Genomic DNA, 26,800 nt, shown 5'->3' with positions numbered 1-26,800 from the left:
GCTCAATCCATTGTTCAAAACGTCAAATGAACCTTCATCGCGCGGCTTCGATCGCTGGCGAGCTCGAAGGCGGAAATTGCCTCCTGGAACGGCAGCGTGGCTGTTATCAGCGGCTTCACGTCGAGCAGACCCTCGCCCATCAGCCGCACCGCCAGATCGAATTCACGGTCGAACCGGAACGTGCCGCGCAATTGCAGCTCCTTCGTGACCAGCGTGTTGAGCGGCAGCGTCATCTCGCCGCCGAGCCCGAGCTGCACGATGACGCCGCCCGGCCTCATGACATCGAGCGCCGCGCGCAGCGCGGCCTGGTTGCCGGAGGCCTCGAACAACACGTCGAACGTGCCCTTCCCCGCCCGCCAGGGATCGAGCGCCGCTGGATCGGCAGCGACGTTGAAGGCGTGGCTGGCGCCGAGCTTGCGGGCCACCGCGAGCGGGGCCTCGGCGACATCGGTCGCGACGATCTCGGCCGCCCCGCCGTAACGCGCGACCAGGATCGCCAGCGCGCCGATCGGTCCACAGCCGGTGACCAGCACGCGCTTGCCGAGCAGCGATCCCGCCTGATGCGCGGCGTGCAGGCAGACCGACAGCGGCTCGGCCATCGCCGCCTCTCCGAGCGACAGCGACGGCGCGATCGGCACCGCCTGCGAGGCATGAACGGTGATGAATTCGCGAAAGCCGCCCTGCACGTGCGGATCGCGCATCGCACTGCCCATGAAGCGCATGTCCAGGCACTGGTTACGCAGCCCCTCGCGGCAATAGGCGCAGTGGCCGCAGGGCAGGCTCGGATTGACGGCAACGCGGGTGCCCTCGGCGATCCCTGTCACCCCGGCCCCCACCGCAGCGACCACGCCGGCGATCTCGTGCCCAAGCGCCATCGGCTGCTTGATCCGCACCGTACCGAAGCCGCCATGATGGTAGTAATGCAGATCCGAGCCGCAGATGCCGCCGGCCGCGATCTTGACGCGGACCTGCCCTGCGTCCGGCGCCGGGTCGGGGAAGCTGTCGATGCGCAGGTCCTTGGGCGCATGTATCACGACGGCACGCATCAGCCGGGTCTCCCTGTCTTTCTCTTATCCGCCGATCCTAGACCACGAGGAGCCGGGGCCGGCAAGCGCTTCGTTGCGAGGACTGCCCGCCTCAACCGCCCGGCCGGCGCGCCAGCCTGAACAGCCGCGACAACATTGGACCAGAAAGTTAAGGTTGTTTGCCAATCACGGGGTCTCGTCTCAATGCGCCACTTCAGTCTGTTTCTTCTCGTTCTGCTGTCGATATCCGGCACGGCGTTCGCGGACGAGATGGCGTTCAAGCGGCAGCTTCAACAGCACCTCTCGGAAAACAGCTGGGTCATTCCGAGACGGTTGCAGACCAAGGCCGTTGATGTCGGCGTTGTGTTCTCGATCGGCCGGGACGGGAAGCTCTTGGATGCAATCGTCGATCAAAGCTCCGGCTCGCCCGCCGACGATGCAGACCTTCTCGCCAGCATCAGGCGCATCCACGCGTTTCCGCGGGTTCCTGACGAGCTGAACGCCCCTTATGAAATCAAGACAACGTTCAATCTGGGGATGCAGCGGCGGATCGGCCACGTCGACCTGCAATGGCCTCCGACCGGTCAGACACCGGCTCGGGAGCTCGCCTATCGCAGCGATGTCCAACACCATTTGCGGCTCCATCTACGCACCTTGCCAGACGGCGCCAATATCCCCGGGGAATCGCATTCGACCATCGCCTTCTCACTCGATCGCGACGGCCACCTCGTCGAGGCCAAGGTCACCAAGAGCTTCGGACGGAAAGCGTTCGATGATCAGACCCTCGCCTGGCTCAGGTCGATTGAACCCTTCCCCCACATGCCCTCGGAGCTGATTTCACCGATCAAACTGACAGCCGAATTGGTATTCGCTCCCAGGGGTGTCTGGAACGACGAAGACGCCCGACGAAAGGTCAACGGCGTCTGCCGGGGCTGCTGATCCGCGCGACGGTCCGTCTTATGCCTCTGGCAGCAGCTTGCCCGGGTTCATCAGCCCATGCGGATCGAGCGTGCGCTTGAGCTGCAGCATCAACTCGAGCTCGAGCGGGGGCTTGCACAGCGGCATCTCGGAGGTGCGGAGCTGGCCGATGCCGTGCTCCGCGCTGATCGAGCCGCGGCGGCGGGTGATCTCGTCGTGGACGAGGCGAGTGATGCGCGGGCCGCGCTGGTAGAACTCGGCCTCGCTCATGTCGAGCGGCCGCATCAGGTTGTAGTGCAGATTGCCGTCGCCGAGATGGCCGAACACCATGGGGCGGATGCCAGGCAGCGCGGCGCCGACGGCGGCATCCATCACATCGACGAAGTCGGCGATCTCGGCGACGGGCACGGCGACGTCGTGCTTCAGCGCCTTGCCCTCGCGTACCAGGGCTTCCGATACGCTCTCGCGCACGCGCCAGAACGCCTTGGCCTGGGTGCCATCCTGTGCAATGACGGCGTCGGCGACGAGTCCTTCTGCCATGGCGTCGGTCAACGTCGTTTCGAGCCGCGCCGTCAGCGCGGCCTCCTCGCCGATGTCGCTGAGCTCGATCAGCACGGCGGCCTCAGGCAATGCCGGAAACGGCAACCGCGCATCCGGCATCTGCCGCGTGATCATTTCGAGCGTTGCCGCGGTCAGGAATTCGAACGCCGTCAGGCGATCGCCGCAACGGGCGCGCGAGCGCTGCAGCAGCTTGAGTGCAGCGGCGGCATCGGCGACGGCGACGAAGGCGGTGGCGCGCGCGGTCGGCTGCGGGAACAGCTTCAGCACCGCGCCCGTGATGATGCCGAGCGTGCCTTCCGAACTGATGAAGAGATCGCGCAGCGCATAGCCGGTGTTGTCCTTGCGCAGCGACCGCAGACCGTCCCAGATGCGCCCGTCCGGCAGCACGACTTCGAGCCCGAGCGTCAGCTCGCGCATCACGCCATAGCGCAGCACGGCGACGCCGCCGGCATTGGCCGCCAGATTACCGCCGACGGTGCAGCTGCCCTCGGACCCCAGGCTGAGCGGGAAGAACAGGCCCGCTTCGCGCGCGGCATCCTGCACCTTGGCGAGCACGACACCGGCGTCGACCACGATGGTCTGTCCGATCGCATCGACCGCGCGGATGCGGTTCATCCGCGACAGCGACAGCACGATCGCGCTCCCGCTCGCATCCGGCGTGGCGCCGCCCGACAGGCTGGTGTGACCGCCCTGCGGCACCACGGCGACGCGCGCCTCGGCGCAGGCCGCCATCACGGCCGCAACCTCGGCCGTCGATCCGGGCCGCACCACGGCGATCGCCGCGCCGTGATATTTGCCGAGCCAGTCGCGCAGATAGGTCGCCTGATCCTGCGGCGCGGTCAGGACATGAGAGGCACCGACAAGACCCTGCAACGTGGTGATCAGCTTCGTCATGACGCGCGCGGAGACCTTTGTCGGTGATCGTTTTGCGATTTTCGCAAACTAACAGGATGGGCAGCGCAGCCCCCAATACCAAGTTGTCCGCCGTCCATAATCGATTGTTATGGGTCCGGGCTCAGGCCGTCGCCAGCGCCATCGGCGGGGCGATGTGGGGGACCGCGTCGACCAGCTCGCGGGTGTAGTCGGTCTGCGGATTGGCGAACAGCGCCCGGCTCTCGCCCTGCTCGACGATAGCCCCGGTGCGCAGCACGATGGTGCGGTCGCACATCATGCGGACGACGTTGAGATCGTGGCTGACGAACAGGAAGGCGAGATTGTCCTCGCGCCGGAGCTTGTTGAGAAGCTGCAGCACTACCGCCTGCACGGAGACGTCGAGCGCCGCGGTCGGCTCGTCGAGCACCAGCAGCCGCGGCTTGCAGGCGATCGCGCGGGCGATGCCGACGCGCGCCTTCTGCCCGCCGGAGAGCTGGTGCGGAAAGCGCTGCAGCAGCTCGCGCGGCAGGCCGACGCGCTCGGCGCATTCCTCGACGCGCTGGCGCATCGTTTCGCCCGAGCGCATGTTCATCAGCCGGAACAGCGGATGCGCGATGCAGTCGAACGCGGTGTAGCGCGGATTGAGGCTGTCGTTCGGATCCTGGAAGACGATCTGGATGTCCTTGCGCAGCTCGGAGCGGTGGAAGTCGCGCGCCGGAATGCCGCCGATCGACTGGCCGTCGAACAGGATCTCGCCTTCGCTCGGGTCGAGCAGCCGGCAGATCATCCGCGAGGTCGTGCTCTTGCCGGAGCCGCTCTCGCCGACCAGGCCGACGCTCTCGCCGCCCCGCATGGTCATCGAGAAATCGGCGACGCCGATGGTGCCGTCGTCGAAGCGCTTGACGATGTTCTTGACGTCGAGCAGCAGCGGCGTGCCGTGCGGCGCGGGCGGCAGCTCGGTGACCTCGACCAGCGGAATCGTCTCGCCTCCGGGCACGAGATCCTCGATGCGCGAGGTCGCGGTCGGCGACGCCGCGACCAGCCGCTTGCTGTAGGGATGCTGCGGCCGGTGGAACAAGGTCAGCGGCTCGGCCTCCTCGACCAGCCTGCCCTGCTCCATCACCACCACGCGCGCGCAATAGCGCGCGGCGAGGCCGAGATCATGCGTGATCAGGATCGTCGCCATGCCGCGGTCGGCCGCGATCTTGGCGAGCAGGTCCATCACCACCTTCTGCGTGGTGACGTCGAGGCCGGTGGTCGGCTCGTCGGCGATGAGCAGCGACGGATTGCAGGAGATCGCGACCGCGATCATCACGCGCTGGCACATGCCGCCGGAGAGTTCGTGCGGATACGCGCTCATGCGCCGCTCGGGATCGCGGATCTGCACGGCCTTGAGCAGGTTCAGCGCCTCGGCCAGCGCCTCCTGCCGCGACAGCCGTCGATGCGCGAGGATCGCATCCGCGACCTGCTGGCCGATGGTGCGGATCGGGTTCAACGCCGCGCGCGGGTTCTGAAAAATCATCGACATCGCAGCCCCATGCAGGCTGCGCAGATCGGCGCCGCCAGCACGGGTGATGTCCTGGCCCTTGAAGCGGATGCGGCCGTCGGTAATGCGGCCAGCCTTGTCGAGCAGATGGGTGACGGCAAAACCCGTCACCGACTTGCCGGAGCCGCTCTCGCCGACGAGGCCAAGCATCTCTCCCGGCTGCAGCGACAGCGACACGCCGCGCACGGCCTCGACGAGGCCGCGACGCGTTGAGAAGGAAACCTTCAGGTTCTCGACCTCGAGCAGCGGCGACTGGCTTGCAGATGCGGTCACGTGCGCATCCTCGGGTCGAGAATATCACGCAGCCCGTCACCCAGCAGGTTGAAGCACAGCACGGCGCTCATCAGCGCCAAGCCCGGGAACGCCACCAGCCACCAGCGTCCCGTCGAGATGAAGCGCGCGCCCTCGGCGACCATGATACCCCATTCCGGGGTCGGCGGCTTGACGCCGAGACCGATGAAGGAGAGACCCGCGGCATTGAGGATTGCCCAGCCGAGATTGAGCGACATCTGCACCGCCATCGCCGGCAGCACGTTGGGCAGCAGGAAGCGCAGCACCACCGCGACATGGCTCTCGCCGCAGGCGCGCGCGGCCTCGACCCAGCCGAGGTTGCGGCGGATGTTCACCTCGGCGCGCGCAAAGCGGATGTAGAACGGCAGGTTGATGATCGCCGTCGCGATCACGATGTTCTCGACGCGGTTGCCGAGCGCCGCGACCATTGCCATCGCCAGCACGAACAGCGGAAACGCCATCAGCACGTCGACGAAGCGCCCGACCGCCTTGTCGAGCCTGCCGCCGGCATAACCACAGAGCGCGCCAATCACCGAGCCGATCGCGAAGGACACCGCGACCGCGGTCACGGCTATGGTGAGATCGAGCCGGCTCGCCACGATCAAGCGGCTGAGCACGTCGCGGCCGAGCTGGTCGGTGCCGAACCAGTGCGCCGCGCTCGGCGGCTGCAAGGCGGCCGGCACGTCGGAGGCAATGGGGTCGTAGGGCGCGAGCCAAGGCGCGAAGATCGCCATCAGCGCCAGCAGAACGGCACCGCCGGCGGCGATCGCGGTGACGGGGTTGCCGCGCAGCACGAAGGCGGTGTGACGCAGCGTGGATGAGGTCTCGATCGTGGTCATGCTCATGCCACCGTCGCGCGGGGATCGGCCATGCCGTAGAGAAGATCGACGAGCAGATTGACGATCACGAAGATCGTCGCCATCAGCAGCACGAAGCCCTGCACCGGCGCGTAGTCCGAGACCAGCAGCGCGTCGAGCGCGTAGGACGCGACGCCGGGCCAGGAGAACACCTTCTCGACCAGCACGTTCGCGCCCAGCATGGTGGAGAACACGATGCCGGCGATGGTAATGACGGGGAGGATCGCGTTCCGCAAGGCGTAGGTCACGACGATGCGCCACCACGATAGCCCGACCGAGCGCGCGGTGCGGACGAAATCGCTGCCGAGCGAGACCAGCATCGACGCGCGGGTGATGCGCGCCAGCGGCGCGATCACGAACAGCGCCATCGTAACGGCCGGCAGCATCAGCTGCCGCGCCGCCGCCCACCAGCCCTCGATATCGCCGGCGAGCAGGAAGTCGATGATCAGGAAACCGGTCCGCTGCGGCGGCAGGCTCGCGAAGATGTCGATGCGGCCCGTGGGATCGGGCGCAATGCCGAACAGATAGTAAAACACGTAGATCAACAACAGACCAGAGACGAAGGTGGGCACGCAGACGCCGAGCGAGCAGAACAGCCGCACGCCGTGATCGATCAGCGATCCCGGCCTGAGCGCTGCGATGACGCCCAGCGGCACGGCCGAGACCAGCGCGATCAGCAGCGCCGTCAAGGTCAGCTCGAGCGAGGCCGGCAGGCGCTCCTTGAGGTCCTTGGCAACCGCCTGCCCGGTCATCATCGAGCGGCCGAGATTGCCGCGGGCAACGTCGGTCAGGTAGATCACGAGCTGGTTCGGCAGCGGCTTGTCGAGCCCCAGCTGCTTGCGGATGACCTCGATCTCCTCCTTGCCGGCGTTGGGGCCGGAGGCGAAGAACACGGCCGGATCCCCCGGCAGCACGCGCATCAGCAGGAAGGTGAAGACCAGGACGCCGAACAGCGCCGGCAGCGACGAGACGAAGCGTCGTCCCGCCCGCAGCAGAGTTGCGCCGATCGTGTTCATGGGTCTTCCGTCTCCTAAAACAATCCATCGTGAGCGAGGCGCACCGGTCCGCCGGGGCTCGGGATCACCTCTCCCCGCTTGCGGGGAGAGGTCGGATTGCATCGACAGATGCAATCCGGGTGAGGGGGTACAGGTCTCACCACGTGCACTGCCCGTGCGTCTGCCCCTCACCCCAACCCTCTCCCCGTAAGAACGGGGAGAGGGAGCGCAGTTGCAGCGCGGCACGAGCTTTAGTCCAACTTCAGAAGAGCGAAGCTTTCTCTCCCGATGGAAACATCCTGAGCCGCCTGATCGCCCTACTTCCGGCTCAGGTTACGATAATCGACCTGACGCGTGAACTGGTAGACGTAGCCGTCCACCGTCGGCTGCATCACCGCGTCCTGGGCCGCCTGCCAGATCGGGATCTGGAACATCTGGTCGAAGTGGATCGCGTTGAGCGCCTTGCCCTCGGCCTCGTATTTCGCCTTGTCGGCCTCGAAGCGCGCCTCCTGGGCGATCTTCTCCAGCTCGGCATTGTCGGTCGAGGAGTAGTTCCAGCGCTGCTTGCCGGTGTAGAAGTTGCGGTAGAAATAGTCGGTCGACGGCAGCCAGGCGACGATGCCCTCGATGAAGAACGGCAGCTTCTTCTCGTTGATCGCGGTCGACATCTGCGCATCCGGCAGCTTCTGGATATCGACCTTGATGCCGATCTTTCCGAGCGATTCCTTGACGAGCGCGGCCATCGGCTCGGCGGTCGCAGCCTGGCCGACGTTGAAGCTGAACGTCGTGGAGAACCCGTCCGGCATGCCGGCGTCCTTCAGATAGGCCTTCGCCTTCTCCAGGTCGAGCTTGATCGGCTGCGGGATCGGATAGCCGCCGCTCGGCGGCTTGCCGTCGGCCCAGGTCGCGCCGTACAGCGGCGCGCCGCGGCCGAACAAGGCGGCCTTGAACATGTCGTCATAGGGCAGCGCGTAAGCAATGGCGCGGCGCACATTGACATTGTCGAACGGCGGAATGGTGTTGTTCATCGAGATGAAGGTCACCGCATTGTATTGCGGGGTCGAGATCACCTTCAGCTTGCCCTTGCCTTCGAGCGACTGCACGTCGCTGGCCTGCAGATCGATCACCAGATCCGCGTCGCCGCGCTCGACGAGGTTGGCGCGCGTCGCCGGCTCCGGCACCGACTGGATGATCAGGCGCTTGAACGCCGCCGGCTTGTCCGGCGTGCCGCGGTTCCAGGCGTCGTTGCGCTTGGCGATCACCTGCTCGCCGGGCTTGAATGTCTCGACGATGTAGGCGCCGCTGCCCGCCGCGTTCTCCTTGGTCCAGTTCAGCGCCCACGGATCGTCAGCCGTCGCATGCGCCTTGGCGAGCTTGGAGTTGATGATGATCGGATAGACGGTGGCGAGGTTCGGCAGCGCCAGCTTGTCCGGCTTCGGCAAGGTGACTTCGATGGTCAGGGGATCGATCACCTTGAACTGATCGGCCGAGGTCAGCGAGCCCGTCAGCAGCTGCGCCTTGCCGAGGATCGGCGCGGTGACGCAACGGTCGAGCGACCATTTGACGTCCTCGGCCGTGACCGGCGAGCCGTCCTGGAACTTGGCATCGGGACGCAGCTTGAAGGTGATCTTCAGGCCATCCGCGCTGACCGAATAGGATTCGGCGAGCTCGCCGGTGATGGTGTCGAGATCGAACACCCACTTACCATTGAGCTGCTTGCGGCCGAACGAAACCAGCCGGTCGTAGCTCGACATCGACAGCGCGAAGGCTTCGCGCGTCGAGCCCGGAATGTTCGGATCGAGCGTATTGACGGTCGCACCGGTGACATAGCGCAACGTCTCCGCACGGCTCTGCGCATGCGCCGACGGCGCCGCGAGTGTCACCGCAAGCAACGCGGTCGCCGCGAACAACGAACGTTTGGACATTTCGAAACTCATCGCCCTTGTTCCCTCATCAGTCTCAAAATCCGGGACTAAAAACATTGGTTAACAGTCACCAGCGATATCCGCGCACTAGCAGCTCACTTGGTTTGCAGCTCACGTCGTCAGCAAATCACGTGCCACGGCGCACTTCGGCCTGCCTCACATCATAGGCCTGGAAGTTGGCCCAATGCTTGTCGATATCGGCCGTAAACAATCCGCGCGTCAGACCATGCACGAGCTTCGGCACCGCCGTCGTCATCGCATTGATGGAGGATCCCGATGCGCCGAAGCTCATCGTCGAGGCGATAGCGAACACATGGATATCGCGGATCCACGGCGTCTCGCCTGCCTTGCGCTCTGATAGCGCGTAGTCGTCGGCGAGATAGGGGAAGGCGCCGAGCCGGTCGTTGCGCTCGCTCTCATCGGGCGTGTAGCGGTCCGACCAGCGTGCGATGTTCGCAGCGAAGCGCTGCAGCTCCGGCCGCTTGGTGAAGTCCATCGAGATGCCGGTCGCGCTGATCACGAAATCCGTCGTGATCTCCCCTTTCGCCGTCTGCAGCACGACGCCATCGGCGGTCTGGCGCGCCGCGATCAAAGGCGCCCCTTCATGCAGATGGAACGCGTCATGGCGGGCGCAGCGATCATAGGTGTGCTGCGGAAAGCCTTCGCGCAGACCCAGGACTGCATTCATGAAGCGCCAGCGCCAGACATCATCGAGCTCGGAGAAGTGCCGCAGGAAGCCGCGGAAGGTCAGCCAGCGATACGGCTGAATGAGCTGGATTTCCGCGCGGCGGCACAACAGATCGACGCTGCCAGCACCGGCCTCGAGAGCAACGGCCGCGTTGTCGAACGCGGACGCGCCGGCGCCGATCACCGCGACGCGGCGGCCGCGCAGAGCATCGAAGTCGATCTCGGCACCGGAATGCGCGCAGCGCGTCGCGGGGAGATGGCGCAGCGGTTCCGGGATGCTCCAATCGCCCATGCCTTCCTGGCCGGTCGCGAGCACGATCTTGCGCGCGTAAAGCGCGGTCTCGCCGTCCTTGCTGCGCACCGTCGCCTTGAGCAGTCCATCGGCAGCCGGCGCGATGTCGACGACCTCGCAAGCATTGCGCACGGGAAGGTCGAGCACTTCGCGATACCAGGCGAGATAGTCTGCCCAATATTCGCGCGGGATCAGGTTAAGATCGCGCCAACTGTCGCTGCCGAACTTCGCCTCGTGCCATGCCTGATAGGTCAGGCAGGGAATGTCGAGGTCGGGTCCGGTGAAATCCTTGGGGCTGCGCAGGGTTGGCATGCGCGCATAAGTGAGCCACGGCCCTTCGCGGCCCTCCTCGGCCTTGTCGAGCACGAGGATGTTGCTGACGCGCGAGCGCAGCAGCGCGAACGCAGTCGCAAGACCCGACTGGCCGCCGCCGACGATCAGCACGTCGAGCGCAGCCCGGCCGTCGGGACCGGTGACGGGCGTCAACCATGGCATGGTGGGATGGGCGATCTTGGCAAGATCGCTGCGAACCTGGGCTGTCAGCCTAGCGAGACCGTCGCTCATGCTGACCACCGGCTGAAACACGCGCAATCGCGGTCGACACGCTTGCTGTCGCTCACGCTCTCTCCATCAGTCATGTCACCCGGCACATGAAGCTTAGCAAAGCGGACCTGAAGCCTTCCATACCGATTTGTCCGCTGCCCATAACAGCTTGTTATGGGAGGGCCGGCGCGGCTACAGTTGATCCGCACCCGCAGCGAGACAAGAGGTCGCATGCCGCTCAATCTGCGCCAGATCGAGGTCTTCCGCGCCATCATGATCACCGGCTCGATCAGCGGCGCCGCGCGGCTGTTGTCGGTGTCACAGCCCGCCATCAGCCGGCTCTTGGCCTACACCGAGGACGGCCTGAAGCTGAAGCTGTTCGAGCGCATCAGCGGCCGGGTGCAGCCGACGCCGGAAGCGAAGCGGCTGTTCGCCGAGGTCGAGCACATCCATCGCGGCGTCGCGCGCATCAACGATCTCGCCGACGAATTGCGTGCCGGCGGCACCGGCACCATTCGCGTCGTGGCCAGCCCGAGCGCGGGATACGGCATGGTGCCGGACGCCCTGGCGCGGCTGCGCAGCCGCTTTCCCGACCTGCGCGTCGAGTTCGAATCGCTGACGCTGCTGGAGATCGTCAACCGTGTCGGCACCGCGCGCGCCGATGTCGGCGTCACCGTGCTGCCGGTCGACGAGCCCACGGTGGCGGTGGAGGCCATCGCGGAAGGCGCGCTCCACGTGATCATGCCGGCGGATCATGCGCTGGCAAAACTGCGCAGCATCCGGCCGAAGGATATGCTGCCCTATCCATTGGTCGGCTTCGGCCCGCAGACGCCCTACGGCCACATCGTCACGTCGGCCTTGGCCGGCGGCCCGGACCCCACGACGATCGTGCGCTACACCCCCGACGCCTGCGCCATGGTCCGCGCCGGCGCCGGCCTCGCGGTGGTCGACGAATTCGTCCTGCGCGGCCGCGCTTGGCCCGACCTCATCGCGCGTCCGCTGCTGCCGAGGACCCCGATGCGCGCCTATCTGCTGACGCCGCGCTTCGAGCCGCTGTCGCGGAATGCCGCAGCGCTGGCGGACATCTTGCGCGGACGCGATCGGAAGGGGGCGACGGGGAAGCGATAATTGCTTGTCTGTTGGGATCCGACCTCTCTCCGCGCAACCGGTGAGCTCCCCTCCCCCTTGCGGGGAGGGGTCGGGGGTGGGGGTCCCCGAGAGTCCGGCTCGATGTGAGGCGCTCGAATAATTGCTGAAGATCGAACAGCGCGGAAAGGAGCCTTGCTCTCAGGCCCCAGATCCGGAAGGGCCGGGGGATTTCACGAAGTTCAGCGCCCGGGGACCCCCACCCCCAACCCCTCCCCGCAAGGGGGAGGGGAGCCGACCGCCGCCGCGGCGCGAGCTTCGCTTCAAATCAAAGTCAGGCGTCGCCTACCAGCTCACCTCGAAACTTGCGGCCCTACGCCGCCAGCCACCCGCCATCCACCGGCAGCACGATGCCCGTCGTGAATGACGCCTCGTCGCTCGCCAGAAACAGCGCCGCCGCCGCCACCTCATCGGCCTCTCCGAACCGCTTCATCGCATGGCGCTGGCGCGAGGCGTCGCGGACCGGCTCGGGATCGGCATGGCGCGCAAAGCTCCGGCGCAGCAGCGGCGTATCGATCGCGCCCGGGGCCAGCGCGTTGACGCGGATGCCGTCGGTGGCGAAATCGACCGCCATGGTGCGGGTCAGGCTGATGATCGCGCCCTTGGCGGCGATATAGGCACTGTTGCCCTTGCCGCCGGCGACGGCGAGTTGCGAAGCGACAGTGATGATCGATCCCGCCTTCTGCGCCTGCATGATCGGCACCGCGACCTTCGCCCACAGCCAGGTGCCGCCGACATTGGCGCGAAACACCGCGTCCCAATCGGAAGGATCGGTCGTGACCACCGTGCCGCCACAGGAGAAGCCCGCCGCGGTCATCAGCACGTCGAGCCGGCCACGCGCCGCGGCCACGCCTTCAATGGTCGCCTTGGCGAACGCGGCATCGCCGACATCGCCGACATGGACGCTGCCGTTCCCGCCGGCATCACGGACCAGCGCCAGCGTCTCGTCCGCACCGGCAGCATCGCGATCGACCAGGGCGAGGAACGCGCCTTTACGCGCGAACATCACGGCGCTGGCGCGGCCGATGCCGGAGCCGCCGCCGGTGATGATTGCGACCTTGTCCTTCAGCCTCATCTCAATCCCTCACGTACTGATCGAACCAGCGACCGAAATGCTCGGCCGAACCAGCGCAATCGAACCGCGCGCGCCAGCCGAATTCGTCCGCCAGCCGCGTCGTCGACAGCCGGCCGCGCACCGGCGCGAACACCGGCACCGTCGGCGTCTCGCCGTGCTCTGCGAGCCGGCACGTGAATCCGGCCCGGCCGGCCGCGAACGCGCGGCCCCACTCCTCGGCCGTGAACGTCGCCTCGTTCGAAATGTTGTAGAGCGTCTGCTGGGGCTTCTCGGCTTCGAGAAGCACACACACGGCATCGGCGACGTCGACGGCGTAGACCCAGTCCTTGTCGCCCGGTTCGTTCAGCAGCGCCGGCTCGTTGCGCACGCAGCAGGCCGCGATCAGCGCCTGCGGCGACGGCGTGTCACGCACGCCGCCGCCGCGCTCGAACGGGCCGAACACCGCGGACAGCCGCACGCTGATCACGTCGGTCTTCCAAAGATCCGACAGCCGCGCGGCGACGCGCTCGGAGGTGAATTTCGTGATCGCATACAGCGACACCGGTTCGCACGGCGTCGTCTCCTCCAGCACGGCAAAGCGCTGGCCGCTGGCGCCGTAGGATGCAGCGGACGACAGATTGATCACGCGCCGGACACCGCTGAGCCGCGCCGCCTGCAGGATCGGCACTTGCGCCAGCAGATTGACCGCCAGGATGCGCTCGGGATCGGACGCATCGCGCTCGGGACCGGCGGTGATCGCAGCGCCCATGACGACGGCATCGCAGCCGGAGCCGACCGCCGTCGCGACGGCAGCCGCATCGGTCACATCGCCTTTGATAACTTGCAGCCGCTCACCATGAGAAGCGAAGGCGCGTTGCGCGGCACTCGGCAGCGGCGCCGCATCGAACACGGTCACGCGGTGTCCGCGCTCCAACAAGCCTTGCGCGATGTTGAGCCCGACAAAGCCGGCGCCGCCGAAGATCAGGACATGCATGCGAGAAGCCTCTCCATCGGGGCCTCATGATTCGAGACGGCTGCTGGCGCAGCCTCCTCACCATGAGGTTCTGGCACCCAAGCGGGTCCTGCACACCGACCATGAACACGCCAAGAGGCGTGTTCATGGAGAGGAAACGCAGCGTGCGCGCCGCCTGCCCTGCTCTCTCCCCTCATCCTGAGGAGGTCGCGAAGCGACCGTCTCGAAGGACGAGGCCCGTGATCTCTCGCCGACATGCTCACAGCAGCGTCGCCCCAAAGTTCTGCTCGGGATCCATGTCCGCCACCAGCCGTCCCGTCGGCTTCGCCGCCTCGCCGCCGCTGCGGGCGAGGAACTGGCCGGAGCCGGGCTGCACCGAGACCTTGCCGTCATCAACAATCACCCGACCGCGCGACAGCACGGTCACCGGCCAGCCCTGTACGCTGCGGCCGGCGAACGGCGTGTAGCCCGCGAGGTCGTGCATGGCGGCATCGCTGATCGTGACGCGTTTGTCCGGATCCCACAGCGCGATGTCGGCGTCGGCGCCGATCGCGATCGCGCCCTTGCGCGGATGCAGATTGTAGATCTTGGCCGGCGCCGTCGACGTCAGCTCGACGAACTTGTTGAGGCCGAGCCGGCCCTTCGACACCATCGCGTCGAACAGCAGCGGCAGCCGCAGTTCCAGGCCCGGCAGGCCGTTGGCGATCTGCTTGAAGTTCGGGTTCGGACCGGCGCGCAGCTTGCCGGTCTCGTCGAAGCGGTACGGTGCGTGATCCGACGAGATCGTCTGCAGGTCGCCGAGCGATAGCGCCTGCCACAGCGCCTCCTGGTCCGGCGCGCGACGCGGCGGCGGGCTGCACATCCACTTCGCGCCTTCGATGCCCGGCTTGTCCAGATCGTCGGCCGTCATGAACAGATATTGCGGACAGGTCTCCGCGAACACTTTCAGCCCCTGCCCGCGCGCGTCGCGGATGACCTTGGCGCCTTCGGCGGTCGAGACGTGGAAGATCATGATCGGCTGATCGACCAGCGCCGCCATGCCGATCAGCCGGTTGAACGCCTCGGCCTCGGAGAAGCGCGCATGGCTGATGGCGTGGTATTTCGGCGCAGTGTAGCCGCGCGCCAAGAGCCGCTTCACCATCCAGGAGATGATGCCGTGGTTCTCGGCATGCGCGCACAGCATCGCGCCGCCCTCGCGCGCGGCGACGAGGATGTCGAGCAGCGGCTCATCGTCGATCTTGAGCCGGTCGTAGGTCATGAAGATCTTGATCGAGCCATGGCCCTGCCGGATCAGCGCCGGCAGATCGCGCTCCAAGGTCTCCTTGGTCGGATCGGCGATGATCATGTGGAACGCGTAGTCGATCACCGCGCCCTTGCGCGCCAGCGCGTGATAGTCCTCCAGCACCTGCGGCAGCTGCATACCGACATGCTGCGCGGCGAAGGAGATCACCGATGTGGTGCCGCCATACGCGGCCGAGGTCGTCGCGCTCTCGAAGGTATCGGCATTGACGATGCCGGCGGCCGAGAGCTGCTCGATATGGCAATGGCTGTCGACGCCGCCGGGCAGCACGTATTTGCCGCGCGCATCGATCTCGCGCTTAGCGGGCCCGAGCCCGCGGCCGATCGCCGCGATCGTCTCGCCGGAGATCGCGACGTCGGCCTCGAACGTGTCGGTGGTGGTGGCGACGCGCCCTCCCCGGATGATCAGGTCATAGGCCGGCTCGGTCATCGCGATCTCCTAGTTCTGCCAGATGGAACGGCGTGGACGTGATGAGGCCGCGACGGCCTGCTTGCGTCCGCGGTGGCATAGTGGTTGCCTGTCGGGCGACGTCAACTCCGAAGAAGCAGGTAACACCCATGTCCCGCCCGCGCATCACCGTGATCAACCCGAACTCCAACCAGGTGGTGACCGACGGCCTCGCGGCGGCGCTCAAGCCACTGATGTTCGCGGAAGGACCGGAGATCGTCTGCGAGACCTTGAAGGAAGGACCCTACGGCGTCGAGAGCCAGAAGGATGCCGACAGCGTCGCGCTGCCGCTGCGCCGCTTCGTCGAGGGCGACAACGCCTCCAGCGCATTCGTCATCGCCTGCTACAGCGACCCCGGCCTGCACGTCTGCCGCGAGGCGACGACGCGGCCGGTGCTCGGCATCGCCGAATGCGGCGTGCTGACCGCGCTGACCCGCGCCGACACCTTCGGCGTGCTCGCTATCGCGCAACGCTCGATCCGCCGCCACATCCGCTATCTCCGCCAGATGGGCCTGATGGACCGGTTGGCCGCCGAGCGGCCGCTCGACATGACGGTGGCGGAGACGGCCTCGGGTGAAGGCACGCTGGCGAAGATGATCACGGTCGGCCGCGCGCTCCGCGACGAGGACGGCGCCGGCGCCATCGTCATGGGTTGCGCCGGCATGGCGCGGCATCGCAAGAATCTGGAAGACGCGCTGGGCATTCCGGTGATCGACCCGACGCAGGCCGCGGTGACCATGGCGCTCGGCGCGGTGGCGTTTAGCAGCTGATTGCTTCGCAAATCTCGCGGCGCCGCCTGCGCTGCTCTGCCCGACCTACCCTCCGCTGTCGTCCCGGCCTCCGAGCCGGGACCCATAGCCACCGGCCGGGATGAGACAGGCAACTACCAGTGACGTCCCTCGATAGCTTCCGCGGTATGGTAGCATCGCAAGATGCAATCCGACTGAACGGGACCCTCCGCACGGTCGGTGGGCGTGGCTGCCCCTCACCCCAACCCTCTCCCCGTGAAGAACGGGGAGAGGGAGCGCACTGGGGTCTGCGACGCAGCGCCACCTGCAACTCACAAGGCAGCATACCTCACTCCGGCGGCACCGCGCCGGTGCGGCTGGTGATCAGGCCGTAATGCTCCACGCGGCGATGCCGCGCGAAGTCGAAGATCGTCTGCTTTCCGAACCGCGTCGCATCCATATCGCACGCTGCGACCAGCACCTCGTCGCCCTCCGTCACAGCTTCCGCAACGATCTCGCCGTCGGGATTGACGATCAGGCTGCCGCCGATCAGATGATGGCCATCTTCCAACCCGGCCTTGGCCACCGAGACCACCCAGCACGAATTCTGATACGCGCCGGCCTGCGCGGAGAGACGATTGTGGAACAGCCGCTGCTGCAGTCCTTCGGCTGATTTCAGCGAGTTCACCGACGGCGTGTTGTAGCCGATGAGCACCAGCTCGACGTCCTGCAGCCCCATCACGCGATAGGTCTCCGGCCAGCGGCGGTCGTTGCAGATCGCCATGCCCATGATCCCGCCGAGATTGCGCCAGACCGGAAAGCCGAGATCGCCCGGCTCGAAATAGCGCTTCTCCAGATGCTGATGGCTGCGCTCCGGCTCGAATTCTTCGTGGCCGGGCAGATGCACCTTGCGGTACTTGCCGACGATGTTGCTGGCGCGGTCGGTGAGAGCAGCTGTGTTGTAGTGGTGCCCATCCGGCGTCAGCTCCGCGTAGCCGAGATACATCGCGATGCCGTGCTGCGCGGCGCGATCGAACAGCGGCTGCACCGCGGCGTTCGGCATGTCGCGCTCGAACCATGTATCGACCTCGGCCTGATCCTCCATGTACCAGCGCGGAAAGAACGTGGTCAGCGCCAGCTCCGGATAGACGATGAGATCGGCGCCCTTGCGCTTGGCCTCGTCGAGCAGCGCGATCATGCGCGCGACGACGGCCTCGCGGCTCTCGGCCCGCTGGATCGGCCCCATCTGGGCGGCGGCAACGTTGATGATGCGCATGAAGGAACTCCTGTAGTAACTCCGCCGTCATTGCGAGCGAAGCGAAGCAATCCAGGGCCGCGCAAGGACTCTGGATTGCTTCGCTTCGCTCGCAATGACGCGTTGATAGACCATCACATTGTAACAACTAGATCATCCTGGCCGATGCAGCACAGGCCGCGTGCGCGAGAACGAGGGCCGGCCGCGCTTCAGGCCCCACAGCGGCTGCGCCAAGGTCGCCACCGCTTCGGTCGGATCGCGCGCATCGATGCAGACGAGGTCGGCCGGCGCGCCGACCGTCACGCCGTAATCCTCCAGCCGCATCAGCTTCGCCGCATCATGCGTCACCATGTCGAGACAGCCGGCGAGATGGTCGGGGCGCGAGACGTGGCAGACATTGGCGTAGAGATTGGCCATGCGGATTAGCGAGCCATCGCCATAGGGCGTGAAGGGATTGAGCACGTTGTTGGTCGACAGCGAGCACGTCACGCCGTGCTCGCGCAGCGGCTCAAGCGGCACCACGCCGCGCGGGATGGCGTGATCCTGCCGGCGGCCCATCAGATGCAGATCGGTCGAGGGCAACACGGTAACGGCAACGCCGGCATTGGCGAGCTTGACAGCAATCGCGTTGAAGCGCTCCGGTGGCAGCAGCGACAGCTGCGTGACATGGCCGACCGCGACGCGGCCGCCCCAGCCGTACTCCTCGGTCTTGCGGCAGACATATTCGATCTGCATGTGATCGAGCGTCTCGGCGAGGTCGAGATGCATGTCGATGTCAACGTCGTGCTCCCTAGCGATCGCGAAGATGCGGTCGATCTGCGCCGGCGGATCCGTGTCGAAATACGGTGCCGCGCCGATGGTGCGCGCGCCGCGGCGCAGGCCCTCGATCAGCAGCTCCTCGGTGCCCGGATAGTTCGTCAGGCCTTCCTGCGGAAACACGCAGATTTCGAGATCGAGCGCCCAGGCGTAGTCACGCGCAAGCTGCTGAATGGCTTCGAACGCGATGAAGCCGATGCCGGGATCGAGCTCGACATGGGTGCGCATCCGCATCGTGCCGTGACTGACGCAGCGCTCCACGGTCTGCTTCGCCCTGGCGTAGACATCCTCCGCCGTGAAATTGCGCTTGGCCGCCGCGGTCTCGCGCACCGCCTCCGCCACCGTCCCTTCCCGGATGGTGCAGCGATCGAGGATGCAGGTCTTGTCGAGATGAATGTGCGTCTCGATGAAGCCGGGCACGACGAGGCAGCTCTCGGCATCGCGCTCCTCGCCGTCCGCCTGCAGCGCGGCCTCGATCGCCACGATCACGCCTTTGGAAATTCCGATATCGGCGCGGCGCAGCTCGCCTTGCTGCGCCAGTACCGCGTTGCGAATGATCAGGTCCATGCCGCCTTTGCCGCCGACGAATCCGTGCGCGGCCCAAGCTGGCGGCGCGGCGCTCAAAAGGCAAGCGCCATGCCAGCGGACCAGACCGCGCTGCATCGCAGGCGGGGCTTCGTCACCATTCGTTTACAAATAGAGGGCGCCGGCGACGCCCTTGTTTGCTGCGGAAAAGCTGCTATATTCCCGTATGGAAAACGTGAACTCGTTCTGCTCAGGCCCGTCGTCAAGGCGGGCCGTTGCCGTTTTGGGGGTGGCTGTCCGATGACTCGCTCCAACCGTACGGATCACATCCGCCTGACCTCGCACCCGGTGCCAGGCGCCAAGCATAATTTCCCGCTCCATTGGGGCGCCGAGAGCGCGCGCGAGCGCGGGCCGATCATCGGCACGGTATCGCGCCCGCAGGACCGCAACGTGATCGGCAGCCATGGCGGCTCCTACACGGTGTACCGCGCGCTTGCGGTGTCCTCCGGCGCGCTCGATCCGATCCGCCGCCCCGATCTCACCAACACCCATCCCGCCGCCACCATCGGCCCGTTCGGCCAGTGGCGCGATCCCGCCAAGATCGTCGCGCTCGATCCCTGGGGCCATCTGGTCGCCGAGAACTTTGGCGGCGAGATCGCCGAGGGCATCGACATCCGCCCCTCGATCGCGGTGACCAAGGCGCGCATCGAGCTGCCGGAACTGCACGCCGCGCTCGCCGCCAAGCGCCTCGTCCATGACGGCGAGGTGGTGCATGCCAATGGCAGCGTGTCGGTGGTGAAGATCGCGATCGACCCGGTGTGGTACCTGCCCGGCGTCGCCGCGCGCTTCGGCACCAGCGAGACCAATCTGCGCCGCGGCCTGTTCGAGCAGACCGGCGGCATGTATCCGGAGCTGGTGACGCGGCCGGACCTGCAGGTGTTCCTGCCGCCGATCGGGGGCACCACGGTGTATCTGTTCGGCGACGTCACCAAGCTGAACGACTCCAGGACGAAGATCACGTGTCGCGTGCATGACGAGTGCAACGGCTCCGACGTGTTCGGCTCGGACATCTGCACCTGCCGCCCCTATCTGATCCACGGCATCGAGGAATGCGTCGCCGCCGGCCAGAACGGCGGGCTCGGCATCATCGTCTACAACCGCAAGGAAGGCCGCGCGCTCGGCGAAGTCACGAAATTCCTGGTCTACAATGCGCGCAAGCGCCAGGAGGACGGCGACGCCGCCGCGGCCTATTTCGAGCGCACCGAATGCGTCGCCGGCGTGCAGGATGCGCGCTTCCAGCAGTTGATGCCGGACGTCATCCACTGGCTCGGCATCACGCGCATCGACCGCTTCATCTCGATGAGCGACATGAAGCATGATGCTTTGGTCGGCCAAGGCGTCGACATCGTCGAGCGCGTGCCGATCCCGGACGAGCTGATCCCGGCCGACGCGCATGTGGAGATCGCGGCCAAGAAGGCGGCCGGCTATTTCTCGCTGGAGCCGCAGAAGCCCGAAGCGCTCGGCGACACCGTCGGCCGCCCGCTCGAAAAGTACTGAGCGCAGCGGCTGATCATGGACGACGTCTCATCCCTTCTGTCCGCCCGCGCCGTGCGCGAGCGGGCGCATCAGCTGCTTGCCCTCGGGCTCGACGACAAGCTGCCGCATTTTCGAGTCGATCTCGGCAAGCTCGAGGGAATCGCCGATCTCGTGCTAGACGTTACGAACAAGGCGTATCCGAGCGGCGAGGTGCCGTTTCATTCGCGTTGGCGGCACTTCGTATTCGGTGGCGTCGATCGCTGGGCTGCAATCGCTGAAAAGGTGGAATGGCCGGATGCCGCTGCGCGCGCGCGCGCCGAATTCGATCTCGCCATCACCAGCGTGCTGCTCGACGCCGGCGCCGGCGCCGCCTGGCGCTATCAGGATGCCGTCACCGGCGCGAAGATCGGCCGCTCCGAGGGACTTGCGCTGGCGAGCCTCGACATGTTCGAGCACGGCGCTTTCTCGGCCGATGTGCGCGATCCCCTGCGCGCTGATGCGGCGAAGCTGCAAGCGCTCTCCGTTGCCGATCTCGAACGCGGGTTTCAGGTGAGCCCCGACAATCCGCTGGTCGGATTGGACGGCCGCGTCGCCCTGCTGCGGCGGCTGGGCGAGGCAACGGCGGCAAAGCCGGAGATCTTCGGAACACAGGATGCTCCGCGTCCCGGCGGTCTGTTTGATCAGCTCGCCGCCGGCGCGTCCGGCGGTCATCTGCAGGCCGCCGACATCCTGCAGCAGGTGCTGCTGCAGCTCGGCCCGATCTGGCCGTCACGCCTGACGCTGCAAGGCATCGCGCTCGGCGACTGCTGGCGGCATGAATCGCTTGTTACGGCCGATGCGACCACCGGTCTCGTCCCGCTGCACAAGCTGTCGCAATGGCTGAGCTATTCGCTGATCGAACCGCTGCAGCGGGCCGGCCTGGTGGTCGATGCCATCGACGGCCTCACCGGCCTCGCCGAATACCGCAACGGCGGCCTGTTCGTCGACGGCGGCGTGCTGGTCCTGCGCGATCCCGCCGATGCCTCTCGCGCCCATGAAGTCGACTCGCCGCTGGTCGTGGAATGGCGCGCGCTGACGGTCGCCCTGCTCGACCGGCTGGCCGGACTGATCCGCGAGCGTACAAGCCAGACCGCAGAACAACTGCCCTTGGCCCGCATCCTCGAAGGCGGCACCTGGGCCGCCGGCCGCAAGCTCGCTTTCGCCCGCCGCCCGGACGGCTCGCCGCCGCTCACCATCATCAGCGACGGTACGGTGTTTTAAGGGGTTTGGACCACACTTACCGACCTTGCGGCTCCGTCATTGCGAGCGAAGCGAAGCAATCCAGGGCCCCGAAGAAAGTCTGGATTGCTTCGTCGCTTCGCGCCTCGCAATGACGAACCCATGAGGTATCCGTAGGGTGGGCAAAGCGCAGCGTGCCCACCACTCCAGTCTGAGCTAGCATCACGGTGGGCACGGCGCGTCGCGCCTTTGCCCACCCTACGTGTCGGAGATGAAAGCCATGGAAGGCGTCACGGTCGTCGATCATCCGCTGGTGCAGCACAAGCTGACCCTGATCCGCGACAAGTCGATCTCGACCAAGTCGTTCCGCGAGCTCCTGAAGGAGATCGGCATGCTCCTCTGCTACGAGGTCACGCGCGATCTGCCGCTCACGGAAGTCGAGGTCGAGACGCCGCTGGCGCGGATGCAATCGGCCAAGATCGCCGGCAAGAAGCTGGTGTTCGTGCCTGTGCTGCGCGCCGGCGTCACCTTCGTCGACGGCATGCTCGACCTCGTGCCGACCGCCCGCGTCGCCCATATCGGCCTCTATCGCGAACCGCAGACCTTCACCGCCGTCGAGTATTTCTTCAAGGCGCCGTCCGACCTGCAGGAGCGTCTCGCCGTCGTCGTCACGCCGGTGCTGGCGACCGGCAACAGCGCCGTCGCCGCGGTCGACCGCCTGAAGGAGCGCGGCGCCAAGGACATCCGCATGGTCTGCATGATCGCCGCCCCCGAAGGCGTCGAGCGCGTCCGCGGCCTGCATCCCGACGTCACCCTGTGGACCGCCGCCATCGACGACGGCCTCGACGACGACGCCTTCATCGTCCCCGGCCTCGGCGACGCCGGCGACCGCGCGTATGGGACGCGGTAAGGCTCGCATCAACTCGACAAATAGGACGCAGTAATCCGGGCCTCGCCCTTCGAGACGCGCGCCTTTCGGCCCGCTCCTCAGGGTGAGGAGTGGCAGGATTCGGCGTCGCCAAATTCTCTGCGCCGAAGCCTCGTGAGAGGCAGGTCTTCAGGAACACGACTTTCGGCGTGTTCCTGGCACGGGATCCAGCACCGACGTCGGTGCCGGACCCTCATGGTGAGGAGGCGCACGCCGATCTGCGCGTGAGAGCAATCGACGAACAAGCGCGCGCCGTCTCGAACCATGAGGCCAAGGTCGAGAGATCGCGATCGCTGATGCGTTCGCGCTGGGGCGCGCGGATGGCAACAAACTCCGCTGTCATCCGGGCAAGTCACGGCAACGCGACAGGGTTGTCGGGACGCAGACCCGGGATCCATAACCACGGCTTGCCGTTGTTGAAGCACGATGGAGCGTCGTTCGTCGCCTCAACGAGGCCTGTGGTCATGGGTCCCGGGTCGGCGCCATGACGTCGCGTTGCGACGCCATGGCTTGCCCGGGACGACAGTCGAATTTGGGGCTGCGGCCTGATGTTTTCGTCGGCGACGCCGTGACGTCGGCGGGCTCAGGAGCGACACTGCTCCAAAAGTCGTCAATCGCACCATCGCACGAGCCGCAGCTACCAGATACCCTGATTTGCCCGACGGGCGCAGTCTGTCGCTTGATCGCGCCGAATTCGTGTGTCGGGGTGATCGATCTGCGCCGCGCGAAAACGCGATTATCAGCAGCAATTCCAACAACAAGCTCGAGTTCAAGAGCCTGCGCGAAAATAAAACTCTTCCAAAAATCAGAATATTCGGTTTATCCTCCACCTCGTTCCGGTCCGGATGAGGGGCGTACGCGTCGTCACGAGACGTTGGATCGGCAATGCGGTGGACGTCGGAGCATCGGATGCGCTTGCGCGGACGAGCGGTGCTTCGCGGACGGCGAAGTCGCGTGGTCCTGATACCCCGAAGCTGGTATCAAGTCGGCCGGTGTGACGCATCGGATCGATGACGGCGGCCAACGAGCCGGGCGCCGGGGAGATCGCGTATAAGCCGTAAACCATCGCGCAGGGAAGGCCGGATGCTCCGGTCCGTACCTGTGGTTCTGCCGCGTGCTTATCTTGCTGCACGCGGACCGCGGGTGCGACCGGCACCCGGCCTTCCCTGCGCCCTCATCACGTCGCGAGGGCAACGACGATAGCATTACCCGGGCGCGATCCGCGCCGCGGCAGCGATGCGGCTCGCCCCCGGCTGTTTGACAAGGTTCAGATGAAACCCTCGCGCGACGTCAGCCCGCGAACGCGGCCTGCGCCTCCGGCAGCGCCCAGATCTTCTCGATCGCCGCAGCACCTGCTGCCGTGATCGCCGTCTCGTCGCCATGCAGATAGCGGCCGTCGTGAATCAGCAGCCGGCCGTCGACCATCACCTGGTCGATGTTGGCGCGGTTGGCGAGCGCGATCAGGCCGCGGCGCGGGTCATGCAGCGGCTGGAGATGCGGATGCGCCATGTCGACGACGGTGAGATCCGCGGTCGCGCCCGGCGCGATCACGCCGAGATCGTCCCGCTTGATCATCGCAGCCGCGGTCGCGGTGACCGCATCGATCAGCTCCGGCGCGCTCGCGGTCTCGGCATTGCCCAGCGCGACCTTCGAGATCAGCGACGCGGCGTTGAGCTCGCCGAGCAGATCCATGTTGTAGCCATCGGTGCCGACGGCGGTGCGCACGCCATGCGCGGCGAAGCGGCCGAACGCTGCCGTGACGCCGGCGCGCGCGAACACGCGCGGGCAGTTCAGCACGCCGGCGCCGCGCGCCGCCATCAGTTGAAGGTCCGAGTCGGTCGAGGCGTGGCAATGCGCGGCGAGCAGATCGGGGCCGAGCAAGCCGAGCCAGTCGAGATATTCGGCCGGCGTGCGGCCGCCGTAGCGCTGCCCGATCGTGGCCACCTCGCCGGCGCTCTGCGCCATATGCGTGGTGATGGGAACGTCGAGCTCGCGCGCCCGGCTTGCGGCAGCCCGCAACAGATCAGGTCCGCAGGTGTCGGTCGCATGCGGGCTCATTGCGAGACGGATGCGCCCGTCGCCCTGCCCGTGCCAGCGCTGATATAGCGCGTTCCAGGTCGCCATGTCGGCCTCGCCGTCGTCGCCGGCGTAGTGAACGACGCCGGAGGCATCCGCCTTGGCGTCCGACGTCGAGAACAGATAGGGCGCGCCGTAGAACCGCAGCCCCATCTCGAGCGCCGCGTCGAACAGCTCGGGAATCGTATTGCGGAACGGCTCCATCACGGTCGTCGCGCCGCCCTTCAGGAGCTGCAGCACGCCCATGCGGCCGATCGCCAGCCGCTCCTCGACACTCAGGATCTCAGCACCGCGCTTCGACAGCGGCAGCAGCACCGTGTAGACGATGCTCTTATTGTTGCGGCGGCCGTTGCCATCCTCGGTGAGCGTACGCGCGATCGCCTCGCTGAAGATGTGGTTGTGCAGATTCAACAGGCCTGGCAGCACGAAGCGGCCGGGCCGGTCGAGGACCTCGTCGGCCGACGGACGGGTCGGCGTGACCGCCGCGATCTTCTTGCCCTCGACCAGCACCCAGTGATCACGCAGCACGTGTTGCGCGCCATCCTTGCGGGTCAGTACGTAGCTGCCGAAGATCGCGGTCGTGTTCATGCGCCCTTCGCTTCCGCAGCCTCATGCCGCTGGTAGTTGGCCGCAATCTCCGCACCTGTCGTGATCCAGACGTCCTGGCAGGATTTGGCGTAGTTGAGGAACTCGCGCAGCAGCCGGAACCGCATCGGCCGCCCCGACACCTGCGGATGCAGCACGGTGGTGACCATCGCGCCCCAGTCGCGGACCTCGTCGAGCTCGTCCTTCCACATCGACAGCACATGCTCCTTCGGGAAGATCGAGCGCGGCGAGAACCGCGCCGACAGGCCGTGCATCCAGTCGTCATAGCTCGACGTCACCGGGATCTCGATCGTGCCGGGCGAGCCGGAGGCCAAGCGATGACGATACGGCCTGACGTCGTCGCGGAACGACGAGGTGTAGACGATGCCCTGCCGCACCAGCGCGACGCGCAGCTCCTCGCAGAACTCGCCGAACGGCGCGCGGTAGCCGATCGGGCGGACGCCGAGCCGGCGCTGCAGCGTCTCGAAGCCGCGCTCGATCTCCTCGATGATGAAGGGATCGCCGGGGTCGGGCAGCAGATGATGATAGCCGTGATGACCGATCTCATGGCCGGCCTTCAGCACCGCCTCAGCCATCGCCGGATGCGCATCGACCGCCCACCCCGTGATGAAGAACGTCGCCTTCAGATCGAGCTCGGCCAGCAGCTCGAGCAGTTTTGGCGTGCCGACGCGGGCCTCGAAGCCGCCGAAGCTCATCGTGACCAGGCGCGCGGCGTGCGCGGGGTCCTTCGATGTCCAGGCGCTCTCGGCGTCGATGTCGAACGACAGGAACATCGCCGCCTTGTACGGCGCGGGCCAGGGATATTCCGGCGCCGGCGGCGCCGTGTTGGAGGGAATGAGCGGAATGCCCGCGAGCGCCTTACTGTCCGGCATTGATCGTCACCTTCTCGATCGCGTTATCGCCAAGCTTCCACTTCGAAAGCAGCGCCTTGTAGCTGCCGTCGGCGATCAGCGCCTCCAGTGCGGCGCGCAGGGACTCGCGCAACTCCTCCGCCTTCACCGGCGTCGCGAGCCCGGTATACTGGAAGGCGATCGGCGTGCCGACCGGCACATAGGTGTTGGGCTCAAGGTCCATGATGTAGGGCAAGGTCTCGTTGCCCTGCACCGCGGCGTCGATGCGGCCCTGCTTGAGCTGCGTCCGCGCATCGGCCGAGCCCTCGGTGCCGACGAATTCGATCGGTGTCGCGCCGCAGTTCTTGTCGCTCCAGGCCGCGATGTCCTTCGGGAACATCGTGCGCCTGCTGGCGCCGACCTTCTTGCCGCACAGCGCCGCCGGCTCCTTGAACTCGGCGGCGCGCGAGGCCTGCACGAAGAAGCGCGGGCCGCTGCGCAGATAATCGATGAAGCTCGCGGTCTCCTGCCGGCTCTTGAGGTCGGTCATGCCGGTCAGGATGATATCGAAGCGCTGCGTGGCGAGCCCCGGCATCAGCTGGTCGAAGCTGGTCTCCTGCCACACCGCCTTGACGCCGAGCTTCCTGGCCAGCGCCTCGCCGAGCTCGACATCGAAGCCGGTCAGGGTCGCGGTGGCCGGATCCTTGAACTCCATCGGCGGATAGTTCGGCACCACCGCGATGCGCAGGCCGTTCTGCTTGATGTCGGCCGGCAGCTCGGCCGCAGCACTTGCCACCACCATCGCCGCGCTCGCGACGGCGGCCCACATGATCGACTTGACCTTCATGA

21 protein-coding genes are annotated in these 26,800 nt (G+C 66.5%); 6 read left to right on the top strand and 15 right to left on the bottom strand.

Annotated elements, in window-relative coordinates:
* Positions 1–14: 14 nt before the first annotated feature.
* On the bottom strand, positions 15–1,046 hold the full coding sequence (locus tag ACQR0Z_RS13000; RefSeq protein ID WP_434918882.1) for an L-idonate 5-dehydrogenase: 1,032 nt from the start codon (positions 1,044–1,046) through the stop codon (positions 15–17).
* Between the two features lie 183 nt (positions 1,047–1,229).
* Between ACQR0Z_RS13000 and ACQR0Z_RS12995 the strand changes: the two genes are divergently transcribed.
* Positions 1,230–1,964 (top strand): TonB family protein, encoded by a 735-nt coding sequence (locus ACQR0Z_RS12995; RefSeq protein WP_434918881.1) that lies wholly within the window; start codon positions 1,230–1,232, stop codon positions 1,962–1,964.
* A gap of 18 nt (positions 1,965–1,982) precedes the next feature.
* On the opposite strand, the gene ACQR0Z_RS12990 is transcribed toward ACQR0Z_RS12995, so the two are convergent.
* From ACQR0Z_RS12990 to ACQR0Z_RS12965, 6 genes are all read right to left on the bottom strand, one after another.
* Complete coding sequence (locus ACQR0Z_RS12990; RefSeq protein WP_434918880.1) at positions 1,983–3,398, bottom strand: FAD-binding oxidoreductase; 1,416 nt, start codon at positions 3,396–3,398, stop codon at positions 1,983–1,985.
* Between the two features lie 121 nt (positions 3,399–3,519).
* Positions 3,520–5,196: a nickel ABC transporter ATP-binding protein NikE gene (gene nikE / locus ACQR0Z_RS12985; RefSeq protein ID WP_434918879.1), complete on the bottom strand. Its 1,677-nt coding sequence runs from the start codon at positions 5,194–5,196 to the stop codon at positions 3,520–3,522.
* The gene (locus tag ACQR0Z_RS12980) at positions 5,193–6,053 is read right to left on the bottom strand and encodes an ABC transporter permease (protein WP_434857263.1); all 861 of its coding nucleotides are present in this window, start codon (positions 6,051–6,053) and stop codon (positions 5,193–5,195) included. The genes nikE and ACQR0Z_RS12980 overlap by 4 nt, the downstream gene beginning before the upstream one ends.
* Before the next feature lie 2 nt (positions 6,054–6,055).
* The gene (locus ACQR0Z_RS12975) at positions 6,056–7,087 is read right to left on the bottom strand and encodes an ABC transporter permease (RefSeq protein WP_434918878.1); all 1,032 of its coding nucleotides are present in this window, start codon (positions 7,085–7,087) and stop codon (positions 6,056–6,058) included.
* A gap of 296 nt (positions 7,088–7,383) precedes the next feature.
* The gene (locus ACQR0Z_RS12970) at positions 7,384–9,003 is read right to left on the bottom strand and encodes an ABC transporter substrate-binding protein (protein WP_434918877.1); all 1,620 of its coding nucleotides are present in this window, start codon (positions 9,001–9,003) and stop codon (positions 7,384–7,386) included.
* 115 nt (positions 9,004–9,118) lie between these two features.
* Positions 9,119–10,534 (bottom strand): NAD(P)-binding domain-containing protein, encoded by a 1,416-nt coding sequence (locus ACQR0Z_RS12965; protein WP_434918876.1) that lies wholly within the window; start codon positions 10,532–10,534, stop codon positions 9,119–9,121.
* Positions 10,535–10,744: 210 nt separating this feature from the next.
* Between ACQR0Z_RS12965 and ACQR0Z_RS12960 the strand changes: the two genes are divergently transcribed.
* Positions 10,745–11,641, top strand: a complete 897-nt coding sequence (locus tag ACQR0Z_RS12960; protein ID WP_434918875.1) for a LysR family transcriptional regulator — start codon at positions 10,745–10,747, stop codon at positions 11,639–11,641.
* A 331-nt stretch (positions 11,642–11,972) separates the two neighbouring features.
* Here ACQR0Z_RS12960 and ACQR0Z_RS12955 read toward each other — a convergent pair whose 3' ends face one another.
* From ACQR0Z_RS12955 to hydA, 3 genes are all read right to left on the bottom strand, one after another.
* On the bottom strand, positions 11,973–12,734 hold the full coding sequence (locus tag ACQR0Z_RS12955; protein ID WP_434918874.1) for an SDR family oxidoreductase: 762 nt from the start codon (positions 12,732–12,734) through the stop codon (positions 11,973–11,975).
* Position 12,735: 1 nt separating this feature from the next.
* A complete protein-coding gene (locus ACQR0Z_RS12950; RefSeq protein WP_434918873.1) occupies positions 12,736–13,707 on the bottom strand; it encodes an NAD-dependent epimerase/dehydratase family protein in 972 nt (323 codons plus the stop codon).
* Between the two features lie 238 nt (positions 13,708–13,945).
* Complete coding sequence (gene hydA, locus ACQR0Z_RS12945) at positions 13,946–15,415, bottom strand: dihydropyrimidinase (RefSeq protein WP_434855889.1); 1,470 nt, start codon at positions 15,413–15,415, stop codon at positions 13,946–13,948.
* Positions 15,416–15,543: 128 nt separating this feature from the next.
* On the opposite strand from hydA, the gene ACQR0Z_RS12940 reads away from it, so the two are divergent.
* A complete protein-coding gene (locus ACQR0Z_RS12940; RefSeq protein WP_434855890.1) occupies positions 15,544–16,203 on the top strand; it encodes an aspartate/glutamate racemase family protein in 660 nt (219 codons plus the stop codon).
* A gap of 307 nt (positions 16,204–16,510) precedes the next feature.
* Here the strand turns inward: ACQR0Z_RS12940 and ACQR0Z_RS12935 are convergent, their stop codons facing one another.
* A complete protein-coding gene (locus tag ACQR0Z_RS12935; protein WP_434918872.1) occupies positions 16,511–17,437 on the bottom strand; it encodes an N-carbamoyl-D-amino-acid hydrolase in 927 nt (308 codons plus the stop codon).
* 132 nt (positions 17,438–17,569) lie between these two features.
* Positions 17,570–18,799 carry an amidohydrolase family protein gene (locus ACQR0Z_RS12930; RefSeq protein ID WP_434918871.1) on the bottom strand — a complete coding sequence of 410 codons (1,230 nt, stop codon included), beginning with the start codon at positions 18,797–18,799 and terminating at the stop codon, positions 17,570–17,572.
* A 258-nt stretch (positions 18,800–19,057) separates the two neighbouring features.
* Here ACQR0Z_RS12930 and ACQR0Z_RS12925 point away from each other — a divergent pair, with 258 nt between their 5' ends.
* The 3 genes from ACQR0Z_RS12925 (at position 19,058) to upp (ending at position 22,421) form a co-directional block, all read left to right on the top strand.
* The gene (locus ACQR0Z_RS12925; protein ID WP_434918870.1) at positions 19,058–20,314 is read left to right on the top strand and encodes a GTP cyclohydrolase II; all 1,257 of its coding nucleotides are present in this window, start codon (positions 19,058–19,060) and stop codon (positions 20,312–20,314) included.
* A gap of 15 nt (positions 20,315–20,329) precedes the next feature.
* Positions 20,330–21,553: a URC4/urg3 family protein gene (locus ACQR0Z_RS12920; protein ID WP_434918869.1), complete on the top strand. Its 1,224-nt coding sequence runs from the start codon at positions 20,330–20,332 to the stop codon at positions 21,551–21,553.
* A 238-nt stretch (positions 21,554–21,791) separates the two neighbouring features.
* Positions 21,792–22,421 (top strand): uracil phosphoribosyltransferase, encoded by a 630-nt coding sequence (upp, locus tag ACQR0Z_RS12915; RefSeq protein WP_315721502.1) that lies wholly within the window; start codon positions 21,792–21,794, stop codon positions 22,419–22,421.
* Between the two features lie 1,308 nt (positions 22,422–23,729).
* Here upp and ACQR0Z_RS12910 read toward each other — a convergent pair.
* From ACQR0Z_RS12910 to ACQR0Z_RS12900, 3 genes are read right to left on the bottom strand one after another with little or no spacing between them, the layout of a single operon-like run.
* Positions 23,730–25,103 carry an amidohydrolase family protein gene (locus ACQR0Z_RS12910; protein ID WP_434918868.1) on the bottom strand — a complete coding sequence of 458 codons (1,374 nt, stop codon included), beginning with the start codon at positions 25,101–25,103 and terminating at the stop codon, positions 23,730–23,732.
* Positions 25,100–25,993 (bottom strand): polysaccharide deacetylase family protein, encoded by an 894-nt coding sequence (locus tag ACQR0Z_RS12905; protein WP_434855896.1) that lies wholly within the window; start codon positions 25,991–25,993, stop codon positions 25,100–25,102. The genes ACQR0Z_RS12910 and ACQR0Z_RS12905 overlap by 4 nt, the downstream gene beginning before the upstream one ends.
* Positions 25,980–26,798 (bottom strand): ABC transporter substrate-binding protein, encoded by an 819-nt coding sequence (locus ACQR0Z_RS12900; RefSeq protein WP_434918867.1) that lies wholly within the window; start codon positions 26,796–26,798, stop codon positions 25,980–25,982. Before ACQR0Z_RS12900 ends, ACQR0Z_RS12905 begins: the two co-directional genes overlap by 14 nt.
* Between the last annotated feature and the right edge of the window lie 2 nt (positions 26,799–26,800).

Source organism: Bradyrhizobium sp. HKCCYLS3077 (assembly GCF_051167555.1).
Lineage (GTDB): Bacteria > Pseudomonadota > Alphaproteobacteria > Rhizobiales > Xanthobacteraceae > Bradyrhizobium.
This window is presented reverse-complemented; position numbering and strand designations above follow the sequence as displayed.